10 protein-coding genes and 1 pseudogene are annotated in these 10,697 nt (G+C 70.8%); 8 read left to right on the top strand and 3 right to left on the bottom strand.

Translation table 11 applies throughout. The features are described 5' to 3' along the window. Nucleotides 1-596 (bottom strand): annotated as a pseudogene (locus tag ACFVZW_RS29940) (transcriptional regulator); the annotation flags it as partial. 361 nt (nucleotides 597-957) lie between these two features. Here ACFVZW_RS29940 and ACFVZW_RS29935 point away from each other — a divergent pair. The 4 genes from ACFVZW_RS29935 (at nucleotide 958) to ACFVZW_RS29920 (ending at nucleotide 4,866) form a co-directional block, all read left to right on the top strand. Continuing rightward, complete coding sequence (locus ACFVZW_RS29935; RefSeq protein ID WP_384527714.1) at nucleotides 958-2,187, top strand: MFS transporter; 1,230 nt, start codon at nucleotides 958-960, stop codon at nucleotides 2,185-2,187. Nucleotides 2,188-2,196: 9 nt separating this feature from the next. Beyond that, nucleotides 2,197-2,706, top strand: a complete 510-nt coding sequence (locus tag ACFVZW_RS29930) for a MarR family winged helix-turn-helix transcriptional regulator (RefSeq protein ID WP_384527710.1) — start codon at nucleotides 2,197-2,199, stop codon at nucleotides 2,704-2,706. Nucleotides 2,707-2,761: 55 nt separating this feature from the next. After that, nucleotides 2,762-3,094 (top strand): DUF3817 domain-containing protein, encoded by a 333-nt coding sequence (locus ACFVZW_RS29925; protein ID WP_384527707.1) that lies wholly within the window; start codon nucleotides 2,762-2,764, stop codon nucleotides 3,092-3,094. A gap of 71 nt (nucleotides 3,095-3,165) precedes the next feature. Beyond that, nucleotides 3,166-4,866, top strand: coding sequence for a methylmalonyl-CoA mutase (locus ACFVZW_RS29920; RefSeq protein ID WP_384527704.1), 1,701 nt, complete (start codon nucleotides 3,166-3,168; stop codon nucleotides 4,864-4,866). Nucleotides 4,867-5,062: 196 nt separating this feature from the next. Here ACFVZW_RS29920 and ACFVZW_RS29915 read toward each other — a convergent pair whose 3' ends face one another. Beyond that, nucleotides 5,063-5,473: a PPOX class F420-dependent oxidoreductase gene (locus ACFVZW_RS29915; RefSeq protein ID WP_384527701.1), complete on the bottom strand. Its 411-nt coding sequence runs from the start codon at nucleotides 5,471-5,473 to the stop codon at nucleotides 5,063-5,065. Between the two features lie 10 nt (nucleotides 5,474-5,483). Continuing rightward, nucleotides 5,484-6,113: a TetR/AcrR family transcriptional regulator gene (locus tag ACFVZW_RS29910; RefSeq protein ID WP_384527698.1), complete on the bottom strand. Its 630-nt coding sequence runs from the start codon at nucleotides 6,111-6,113 to the stop codon at nucleotides 5,484-5,486. A gap of 254 nt (nucleotides 6,114-6,367) precedes the next feature. On the opposite strand from ACFVZW_RS29910, the gene ACFVZW_RS29905 reads away from it, so the two are divergent. The 4 genes from ACFVZW_RS29905 to ACFVZW_RS29890 all read left to right on the top strand — a co-directional run bounded on the left by ACFVZW_RS29905 (nucleotide 6,368) and on the right by ACFVZW_RS29890 (nucleotide 10,562). Next, nucleotides 6,368-7,342, top strand: coding sequence for a tetratricopeptide repeat protein (locus ACFVZW_RS29905; RefSeq protein WP_384527695.1), 975 nt, complete (start codon nucleotides 6,368-6,370; stop codon nucleotides 7,340-7,342). A 584-nt stretch (nucleotides 7,343-7,926) separates the two neighbouring features. After that, nucleotides 7,927-8,580, top strand: coding sequence for a DUF6230 family protein (locus tag ACFVZW_RS29900; protein WP_384527692.1), 654 nt, complete (start codon nucleotides 7,927-7,929; stop codon nucleotides 8,578-8,580). Between the two features lie 106 nt (nucleotides 8,581-8,686). Beyond that, a complete protein-coding gene (locus ACFVZW_RS29895; RefSeq protein ID WP_384527689.1) occupies nucleotides 8,687-9,274 on the top strand; it encodes a DUF6114 domain-containing protein in 588 nt (195 codons plus the stop codon). Then, on the top strand, nucleotides 9,264-10,562 hold the full coding sequence (locus ACFVZW_RS29890; protein ID WP_384527686.1) for a hypothetical protein: 1,299 nt from the start codon (nucleotides 9,264-9,266) through the stop codon (nucleotides 10,560-10,562). Before ACFVZW_RS29895 ends, ACFVZW_RS29890 begins: the two co-directional genes overlap by 11 nt. Nucleotides 10,563-10,697: the final 135 nt, after the last annotated feature.

Genomic DNA, 10,697 nt, shown 5'->3' with positions numbered 1-10,697 from the left:
CCCCGATCGGGGTGGGGGCGGGGGGCGGGGGCGGCGCCCCAGGCTACCCGGGGGGGCCCCGCGCCGCGGCGGCGCCCCCGCCCGCCGTGGGCGCCCCGACGGGAGTGGTAGGCGACATCGGCTTCGAGGAGGGCGCGCAGCCGGGGCCACTCGGGCGCGATCAGGGCGTCCCAGGCGTCCTGGAGCAGATCGGCGAGCCGGTGGACGGCGTCCGCGGGGTCGGCGAGCATCCGCCGCCCCTCGGCGGTCGCCGCGGCGCCGGGGGTGTCGGCGAGGGCGCGCGTGAAGTCGTCCAGGGCGAGGGCCGGATCGGTCCCGCGCACGGCCGCGATCTCCTCCTCGAAGGAGGCGGCGGGCCCGAGGGGCGGCGGATAGAGGAAGTCCGGGCTGTGCCCGTGCCGGGGCATCAGCAGCTGGAGCGGCCCGAGGTCGATCCCCTCGGCCGCGCCGCGGATCCGGCGCAGCCAGGGCAGGTGGTACCCCTGCTGGCGAGGCCGGGCGAGCACCCGCACCGCGGACTGCGTCTCCCAGAGCGGAGAGAGCGCGAACCGGATCCGAAGGGGGTCGGCCTCGCCGAACCGCAGGTGATAGGGCATGGCTCCCCACGAAAGATTCGGCTGGAACCGAAAGTCTAGGGCGGAGGCGGGTACGGGGGTGAGTCTCGCCCCCATGCCGAAGGAGAACCCGAGAACCACCTCCACATCCCGCGCGGAACCCGACCCGGCCCACGCGCCCGGGCCGACGGCCACCCCCGGGCCGACGGCCACCCCCGGGCCGACGGCCACCCCCGGGCCGAGGGAGAACCCCGGAACCACCGCCCCTACGCCCGGCGCAGCACCCGACTCGGCCCACGCGTCCGGGCCGACGGCCACCCCCGGGCCGACGGCCACCCGCGGGCCGAGAAAGAACCCCGGAACCACCGCCCCTACGCCCGGCGCAGCACCCGACTCGGCCCACGTGCCCGGGCCGACGGCCACCCCCGGCTACCGTGCCGTGTTCGCCGTGCGGGAGTTCAGGACCGTGTTCGTCGCGCACCTGCTCTCGCTGCTCGGGGTCGTCGTCAGCGAGATCGCGCTCACCGTGCTCGTCTACGACCTCACCGGGTCGCCCCTGCTCTCCTCCCTCACCTTCGCCCTCGGGTTCCTGCCCTACCTGCTGGGCGGCACCCTGCTCGCCGGTGTCGCCGACCGGTATCCCGCGCGGCGTGTGCTCGTCGTCTGCGATCTCGTCTGCGCCGGGTGCGTCGCGCTGATGGTCGCTCCCGTGACACCCGTCGCCGGGCTGCTCGTGCTGCGGTGTGCCGTAGCCGCCGTCGCGCCCGTCTTCAACGGGACCCGGATGGCGACCCTCGCCGACATCCTCGGCGAGGGCGACCTCTTCGTGCTCGGCCGCTCCCTCCTCCGGATCGTCTCGCAGAGCGCCCTGCTCGCCGGGTTCGGAGTCGGCGGCGTGCTGCTCACCGTCGTGCCGCCGCGCGGCGCCATCGCGATCACCGCCGTCACCTTCCTCGCCTCCGCGCTGCTGCTGCGCTTCGGCACCGCCCACCGCCCGGCCCGGGCGGCGACCGCCGAGCGCCAGGGCCTCGGCGGCACCTGGGGCGTCCTGCGCGACCGCCGGATCCGCGCGCTGATGCTCCTGTTCTGGATCCCGCCCCTCTTCATCGTCACCCCCGAGGCCCTCGCCGCCCCCTACGCGCGCGAGATCGGCGCCTCCACGGCCGCCCTGGGCCTCCTCATGTGCGCGATGCCCGTCGGCACCATCGCGGGTGAGCTCTTCGCCGGCTCCGCCCTCAGCGCCCGGGTCCGCGAGCGGATCGTCGTCCCGCTCGTGGCCGTGGGGATGCTGCCCTTCCTCCTCTACGCCGTCGAGCCCGGCATCGCCCTCGCCGCGGTCGCCCTACTCCTGGCCGGCGCCACCGGCGCGTACACCCTCGGCCTCGACGCCTGGTTCGTCGCCGCCGTCCCCGAGGAGCAGCGCGGCCGGGCCATGACCCTGATGACCGCGGGCATGATGACGATCCAGGGCGTCGGCATGGCCGGCGCCGGGCTCGCCGCAGAGTTCCTGCCCGTCCACGTGGTGGTCGTCGGCGCGGGCGTGCTCGGTACCGTCTGCGTCCTGGCGGTCGTCGCCGAGGTCCGTGCGACCGAAGTTCGAGACGGGGCTGACCACCATGTGACCAGTGGGTAAGGTCGACGCGTGCCGAAGCCGCTCAGTCTCCCGTTCGACCCCATCGCCCGCGCCGACGAGCTCTGGCAGAACCGCTGGGGGTCCGCCCCCTCGATGGCCGCGATCACCTCGATCATGCGCGCCCACCAGATCCTGCTCGCGGAGGTCGACGCCGTGGTCAAGCCGTACGGGCTGACCTTCGCGCGCTACGAGGCCCTCGTGCTGCTCACCTTCTCCAAGGCCGGTGAGCTGCCGATGTCCAAGATCGGCGAGCGGCTGATGGTCCATCCCACGTCCGTGACGAACACGGTGGACCGGCTCGTGAAGTCCGGTCTCGTCGACAAGCGGCCCAACCCCAACGACGGCCGCGGAACCCTCGCCTCCATCACCGAGAAGGGCCGCGAGGTGGTCGAGGCGGCCACCCGCGACCTGATGGAGATGGACTTCGGCCTCGGGGTCTACGACGCCGAGGAGTGCGCGGAGATCTTCGCGATGCTGCGCCCGCTCCGGGTGAGCGCGCACGACTTCGACGAGAGCTGACCCCAAGCCGGGCCCGCCCGAAGATCGCCCGGAACGTGCCGTTACGCTCGACGGCATGAAATCCAGCGTGCTGACCCGTTACCGCGTGATGGCGTACATCACCGCCGTCATGCTGCTCGTGCTCTGCACGTGCATGGTCTTCAAGTACGGGTTCGAGACGGGCGAGGACGTGACCTTCGCGGTCTCCCAGGCCCACGGCGTTCTCTACATCATCTACCTGATCTTCGCGTTCGACCTGGGCTCCAAGGCGAAGTGGCCGTTCGGCAAGCTCCTGTGGGTGCTGCTGTCCGGGACGATTCCCTTCGCCGCGTTCTTCGTCGAGCGCAAGGTCGTCCGCGAGACGCTTCCGCTGGTCAGCGGCGCGCAGCCGGCCCCCGCCAAGGCCTGAGGCACACCCCCGCACGGATGTGCGGGGGTTTCCCATCGACATTTACTAGGACGTCCTAGTAAATTCGAAGCATGGACGCTGACGCGATCGAGGAAGGCCGCCGACGCTGGCAGGCCCGCTACGACAAGGCCCGCAAGCGCGACGCCGACTTCACGACGCTCTCCGGTGACCCGGTCGAGCCGGTCTACGGGCCGCGGCCCGGGGACACCTACGAGGGCTTCGAGCGCATCGGCTGGCCCGGGGAGTACCCCTTCACCCGCGGTCTGCACCCGACGGGCTACCGCGGCCGGACCTGGACCATCCGCCAGTTCGCCGGCTTCGGCAACGCCGAGCAGACCAACGAGCGGTACAAGATGATCCTGGCCGCCGGCGGCGGCGGGCTCTCGGTCGCCTTCGACATGCCCACCCTCATGGGCCGCGACTCCGACGACCCCCGCTCGCTCGGCGAGGTCGGCCACTGCGGTGTCGCCATCGACTCCGCCGCCGACATGGAGGTTCTCTTCAAGGACATCCCGCTCGGCGACGTCACCACCTCGATGACCATCTCCGGGCCCGCCGTGCCCGTCTTCTGCATGTACCTGGTCGCCGCCGAGCGCCAGGGCGTCGACCCGGCCGTGCTCAACGGCACGCTCCAGACCGACATCTTCAAGGAGTACATCGCGCAGAAGGAGTGGCTCTTCCAGCCCGAGCCGCACCTGCGCCTCATCGGCGACCTCATGGAGCACTGCGCGCAGGGCATCCCCGCGTACAAGCCGCTCTCCGTCTCCGGCTACCACATCCGCGAGGCCGGGGCGACGGCCGCGCAGGAGCTCGCGTACACCCTCGCCGACGGCTTCGGCTACGTGGAGCTCGGCCTCTCCCGGGGCCTGGACGTCGACGTCTTCGCGCCCGGTCTCTCCTTCTTCTTCGACGCGCACCTCGACTTCTTCGAGGAGATCGCCAAGTTCCGCGCCGCCCGCCGGATCTGGGCGCGCTGGATGAAGGAGGTCTACGGCGCCAAGACCGACAAGGCGCAGTGGCTCCGCTTCCACACCCAGACCGCCGGTGTCTCCCTCACCGCCCAGCAGCCGTACAACAACGTCGTACGGACCGCGGTCGAGGCGCTCTCCGCGGTCCTCGGCGGCACCAACTCGCTGCACACCAACGCCCTCGACGAGACCCTCGCGCTCCCCAGCGCGCAGGCCGCCGAGATCGCGCTGCGCACGCAGCAGGTGCTCATGGAGGAGACCGGCGTGGCCAACGTGGCCGACCCGCTCGGTGGCTCCTGGTACGTCGAGCAGCTCACCGACCGGATCGAGGCCGACGCCGAGAAGATCTTCGACCAGATCAAGGAGCGCGGCCGCCGGGCCCACCCGGACGGGCAGCACCCGATCGGTCCGATCACCTCGGGCATCCTGCGCGGCATCGAGGACGGCTGGTTCACCGGCGAGATCGCCGAATCCGCCTTCCAGTACCAGCAGTCCCTGGAGAAGGGCGACAAGCGCGTCGTCGGCGTCAACGTCCACCACGGCTCGGTCACCGGCGACCTGGAGATCCTGCGGGTCAGCCACGAGGTCGAGTGGGAGCAGGTCCGCGTCCTCGGCGAGCGCAAGGAGCGCCGCGACGACGCCCGCGTCCGCGCCGCCCTCGACTCGATGCTGGCAGCGGCCCGTGACGGCTCCAACATGATCGGCCCGATGCTCGACGCGGTCCGCGCGGAGGCCACCCTCGGCGAGATCTGCGACGTGCTCCGCGAGGAGTGGGGCATCTACACGGAGCCCCCGGGCTTCTAGCCGTAGGAGAAGGGGGGGGGGGGGGGGGGAGCGGGCGGGGGGGTGGGTGGCCCGGCCCCCCCGCCACCGCGAGTCCTCCGCCCTCACCCCGTACATCAACCTCGCGCGGGGCTGGAAAAAACCGCGCCCCCCGGGCATTTCAAGGGGTCGTACGGGGGGGGTGCGGGGACTTCCCGTACCGCCCCTTCCGCTTCGGCTACTTCGCGGCCGTGCCGACGACCTTCGTCGGCGTGATCCGCACGACCACCCGTACCACCTCCGGCGGCAGGTCGAGGTACTCCCGGCCGGCGCCCGGACCCTCGTAGCGCTCCTCCATCGCGACCGCGACGGCCCGGCCCACGTCCTCGGTGACCGTGGCCGTGCCCCGTATCTCGGCGTACAGCTGGGGGTCCTTGCGGTCGTAGACGATGAGGCTGACCCGTGGATCGGCCTGGATGTTCCGAATCTTGCGGCGGCCGTCCTGGCTGGAGATCAACAGCTCGTCACCGTCCCTGGCCACCCAGACCACCGAGGTCTGCGGAGAGCCGTCGGGGTGGACGGTGCCCAGGATCGCCGGGTTGATGTCGTCCAGAAGCGTGCGTACGGCGCTGTTCAGAGTGATCGTCACGACCGTCACCCTAGGGTGTGGCCGCCGCCGCGCCCAGGCCGCCGATCAGAAGCGCGGTGAAGCGCTGGACCCAGGCCGCGTCGACCGGTTCCGCGCTCACCAGGGCGCGGTGGACCACCGCGCCCGCGATCACGTCGAAGATCAGGTCGTCCGTGTCGTCGATCGACACCGGGTCCCGGTCGGCGGGGAGTTCGCCGCGCGCCTGGGCGCGCTGGCGACCCTCCAGAACCAGCCGCTTCTGCCGGTCGACGATGGAGCTGCGGATGCGCTCGCGCAGCGGCTCGTCGCGGGTCGACTCCGCCACCACCGCCATCAGCGCCGTCTTGGTCTCCGGCCGCTGGAGCAGCGCGGCGAACTGCAGCACCACGTTCTCGATGTCGGCCTGGAGGGAGCCGAGGTCCGGGAGTTCGAGTTCGTCGAAGAGGACGGCGACGGCGTCCACGACCAGCTCGTTCTTGCTCGCCCAGCGCCGGTACAGCGTGGTCTTGGCGACCCCGGCCCGGCCGGCCACATCGCCCATCGTCAGCTTGGACCAGCCCAGTTCGACCAGGGCGGCACGGGTCGCCTCGAGGATCGCGGCATCGGCCGCGACACTGCGGGGGCGTCCGGTACGGCTGCGGGAACTGGTGCGGCTACACATGGGGATCGACCATACCCGCCGGTAGGTATTGCGCCAGAGGCGCGTGATGTGAGCCAGTTCACCGGGGAGATCTGGCCGCGGGCCGGGCCTGACAGTTACGCTACGACCCGTAGCGAAAGGCTTTGATCGGCCCGAGCGACAAACCACACGCACCGGGTGGGGACCCGGTGCAAACAGAACGCGAACCGTGCACTCCGGTGCACGGTTCAGCCATGACGTACCGGTCACGCGCGCGGAAGGGGGAGGATGTACTCATGCAGCCCAGAAACATGTCCATGAGCGGCGTCGTCGACCTCGCCGCGGTGAAGGCGGCCGGAGAGGCCAAGGCGAAGGCGGAGCAGGCGCGTGCCGAGGCCGCCCGGCAGGGTGGCGTGGCGGCGGTCTCCCCCTCTGCCCTGGTGATCGATGTCGACGAGGCCGGCTTCGAGCGTGATGTCCTTCAGCGCTCCGCCGAGGTCCCGGTCGTCATCGACTTCTGGGCCGAGTGGTGCGAGCCCTGCAAGCAGCTCGGCCCGCTCCTGGAGCGGCTGGCCGTCGAGTACAACGGACGCTTCCTCCTCGCGAAGGTCGACGTCGACGCCAACCAGATGCTGATGCAGCAGTTCGGCATCCAGGGAATTCCGGCCGTTTTCGCGGTGGTCGCCGGTCAGGCGCTGCCGCTCTTCCAGGGTGCGGCGCCCGAGGCCCAGATCCGGCAGACCCTGGACCAGCTGATCCAGGTCGGCGAGGAGCGCTTCGGCCTCACGGGCATCGTCGTCGACCCGGACGCCGACGCCTCCGGCGAGGCCGCTCAGGCCCCCGTGCCCGCCGGCCCGTACGACGCGCTGCTGGAAGCGGCGATGTCGGCGCTCGACGCCGGTGACCTGGCCGGCGCCGTCCAGGCGTACAAGAACGTGCTCGCCGACGACCCCGGTCACCCGGAGGCCAAGCTGGGCCTGGCCCAGGCCGAGCTGCTCGCCCGCGTGCAGGACATGGACCCGCAGGCGGTGCGCAAGAACGCGGCCGACGACCCGGCCGACGTCACCGCGCAGATCGCCGCCGCGGATCTCGATCTGGTGGGCGGTCACGTCGAGGACGCCTTCGGCCGGCTCGTGGACGCCGTGCGGCTCACGGCCGGTGACGACCGGGACGCGGCGCGACTGAGGCTGCTCGAGCTGTTCGAGGTCATCGGCCCCGAGGACCCGCGGGTCACGGCGGCCCGTCAGGCCCTCGCGCGGGTGCTGTTCTAGGCACGTTCCGGGCGCGCCGAATCGCGCCGATTTGGCGACACAGTGACATTTCGCGGCCGCGCTTTACCAAAACTTGGTAAACGCGGCCGCTGTTACTTGCAGTAAATCGAACCCGGCATTCTGTCCGGCTTTCATCCTCAACATCCTGATGTACGGCCCCGGTGAACTGCACCCTGTGTGGCCGGGCGACATCGCCCTGTCGTGGCGTGGTTATCCACCCGTTACTAGCCGGTAACGAACCCCCTTGTGCCCCGGCCCGTAATGGACCACGATCGGCGACGCTCGGTCCGATACCGCACCAGCCCGGCAACCAACCGGGTTCGCGGCGAGGGTCCCCACCGAGTGGGTCGGCGACAGTGGCGCCGGCCGTGGACAGGGGGGTTCCTGCCTTCACCGGCGGGGCCTGTCCAAGGAGGTTGCGCGCAAGGCGTGGCCAGTGGTTGTCGCTCGGGGGTGATCGCCGGTGAATCGGACGCGGGTCGCGCCCGATGTTCGGCGCTCCTTCCCGAGGACGTAGCGCTTCTCCCATCCCAGGACGGGCCCTGGGCCCATCCGGAGATGTACGTCCGAGAAGGAGGATTCTCATGAAGTCCCAGGTTCGTGGCGGGACCAGATGGAAGCGGTTCGCCGTTGTCATGGTGCCGAGTGTGGCCGCGACGGCCGCGATCGGTGTCGGCCTGGCTCAGGGTGCGCTTGCCGCGTCCTTCAGCATCTCCGGCCAGGAGTTCAAGGTTAAGGCCGACAGCCTTGTCGGTAAGGACTTCGTCCAGTACGGCAACGTCGTCTCGGGCAAGGACCTCGAGGGCAAGCCGTTCGCTCAGCCGGTCGGTGTCTCGGGCTTCTCCGAGGCCTGGATCACCAACATGTGCCAGTCCGTCGTGACGCCGAACGTGCCGTTCCTCGGCAACGTCTCGCTGGAGCTGCGGGCCGGTACGGACGCGAAGAACCCCGTGTACGCGAAGGACATCTACCTCGATGTCTCGTCGCTCGACGCGGACGCCGAGTTCGGCAACATCGACATCGGTGTGGCCGCGGGCAAGCTCCCGAAGGCCGACGGCAAGCCCGGCATCCAGCCCGGCACCACGGCCAACCCGTACGGCTTCTCGCAGCGTGCCGAGTCGGCCAAGCTGACGGACGTGAAGCAGAAGGCGTGGGCGACGACCGCCGCCACCTTCAAGCTTCCCGACCTCAAGCTGAAGCTGCACACGGGCGCTCCCAAGGAGTGCTTCACCGAGTAGTACGCACCCGGCGGGTGGGGTCGTTCCGTACGGCCCTGCCCGCTCCGGTCCGTACCGCCGTTCACCACCTTTCTTACGCAACACCGCTTCCAGGGAGCTGTTTTCCATGAGCGCCGAGTCCACTGCTTCCCGCGGAGTCCCGAGCGAGAACCGTTTCCGTACCTGGCGGGGCCAGCGGCCCTTCTGGGCGGGCCTGCTCACGATCCTCGGTGGCGTACCGATCGCGTATCTCCCGTACGGCGACATGCGACTCGGCAACATGACGATCGCCATCGCCACCACGGCCGGAGCCGGTGCGCTGATCATCGGCGTCCTGCTCATCACGCTCGGTCTGACGATGTGGTTCCAGCCCATCGTCCGGGTGTTCGCGGGCGTCGCGGCCATCGTGCTGGGGCTCGTCTCCATCCCGGTGTCGAACTTCGGCGGCCTCGTCGTCGGATTCCTGCTCTCCCTGATCGGCGGCGGGATGTCGATCGCCTGGGCGCCCGGCGTCCCGGTGGAGGAGACGGCCGAGGCGGAGGCCCTGCAGGGCGAGCACGAGAACGACGGTCAGCCGCACGGAGCCGAGGCTCGGGAGGAGACCCAGGCGGTCGCCTTCGAGAAGGCCCCGGTCCCGGAGCAGCGTGCCGCGGAAGACGCGCAGGCGACCGAAACGACGATCGACGCCAACGGCGGGAGGAACAGTGCGGGGTGACGAAACACAGTCGCCGCAGTCGGCGACGGCTGCGGACGGCGCCACTCTGGCAGGAAGGGGTCCGCGGCACGCGGCTCCCCGCAAGTCCCTGCTGAACAAGATCCAGGGTCCCGCGGGCAAGGCGATGGCCCTCGCGGCCATGCCGACCGCGGTCCTCATGGGCATGGGCATGGCGCCCAAGCTCGCCCTCGCCGACGAGAAGGACATCCCCTTCGCACCCGGTCCGTGCGTGACCCGCTCGGACGAGCCGGTGGCCGAGGAGTCGACGAAGCCCGCCGCGACCGAGAGCCCGAAGCCGACCGCGAGCGCGTCCACCACGCCGGAGCCGGAGGAGACCAAGGAGCCGGAGTCGCCCAAGCCGACCTCCAGCCCCTCGGCGACGGCCGGCACGGAGCAGGGCACCGCCACGCAGCAGAACGCCGACGGGCAGCAGGCCCCGGCGGCCCCCGCGCCCACCGCGACGAAGAGCGTCAACCCGCTCGACCCGCTGGGAATCGGCGACAAGATCAAGGACCTGTTCGACGGGCCCGACGCGGAGCCGACGACGACGCCGTCGACCACGCCGGCGCCGACCGCCCCGGCGAGCGAGAAGCCGGCGACGACGGCACCCGAGACGGCCCCGAAGACGGACACGGCGAACAAGGCCGACACCCAGGCCGAGACCCCTGTCGACAAGACCAAGGCCGCGATCGAGGAGGCCGCCGCCAAGGTCGGCGCCAAGGTCGAGGAGCTGCCGGAGGACGCCAAGGGCCTCGACGCCAAGAAGGACGAGGACATACCCGAGGGCGCCAAGCCGCGCTTCCCGTGTCCCGAGCCCGACCCCGAGGCGCTCGCGGCGGCGGAGCTGGAGCCGGGCATCCCGCTGCTCCCGGACGAGCCGTGGATCCTGAACAGCACGAGGCTCACGCTGAAGGGCCTCAAGTACCACGGCATCGTCGAGGTGAAGACGGGCAGTGGCAAGGTCAAGAAGGTCCTGAAGTTCACCGCGAAGGACGGCGTGGACATCAAGGACCTGCACCAGCGCACCGTCCACTCGGACGGCTACACCGGGCACGTGCGGTCCGACAAGGGCTCCACGTCGACCATGAGCAACGGCACGGTGACCATGTACACGGAGAAGCTGAAGGGCAACCTCTTCGGCATCATCCCGGTCACCTTCAGCCCGGAGACCCCGCCGCCGCTCGACGTACCGTTCGCGATCTTCACGGACGTCGAGGTCACCCAGGCCGGTCAGTTCGGCGGCACGCTCACCGTCCCCGGTCTGCGCAACACAGTCGAGCCCAACTGACCGCGCAACAGAGCCCGTCAGGGAGCCGCACATGACGAGGGCCCCCGTCCCGATCGGACGGGGGGCCTCGGGATGACAGGATGCGGGCGGAGCGTGTCAAGCCTGCGATCCGCCCCCCCGGTGATGCACCCCGAC

This window comes from Streptomyces sp. NPDC059567, from assembly GCF_042735655.1.
Taxonomy (GTDB): Bacteria; Actinomycetota; Actinomycetes; order Streptomycetales; family Streptomycetaceae; genus Streptomyces.
Note: the sequence above shows the minus strand (reverse complement) of the source record. Positions and strands in the feature narration are given on the sequence as shown.

Excerpts from the sequence above, each read along its gene's own strand:
- ACFVZW_RS29925 (WP_384527707.1), top strand. The coding sequence starts at position 2,762 with ATGAAATCCAGCGTGCTGACCCGTTACCGCGTGATGGCGTACATCACC.
- ACFVZW_RS29920 (WP_384527704.1), top strand. The coding sequence starts at position 3,166 with ATGGACGCTGACGCGATCGAGGAAGGCCGCCGACGCTGGCAGGCCCGC.
- ACFVZW_RS29910 (WP_384527698.1), bottom strand. The coding sequence starts at position 6,113 with ATGTGTAGCCGCACCAGTTCCCGCAGCCGTACCGGACGCCCCCGCAGT.
- ACFVZW_RS29905 (WP_384527695.1), top strand. The coding sequence starts at position 6,368 with ATGCAGCCCAGAAACATGTCCATGAGCGGCGTCGTCGACCTCGCCGCG.
- ACFVZW_RS29900 (WP_384527692.1), top strand. The coding sequence starts at position 7,927 with ATGAAGTCCCAGGTTCGTGGCGGGACCAGATGGAAGCGGTTCGCCGTT.
- ACFVZW_RS29895 (WP_384527689.1), top strand. The coding sequence starts at position 8,687 with ATGAGCGCCGAGTCCACTGCTTCCCGCGGAGTCCCGAGCGAGAACCGT.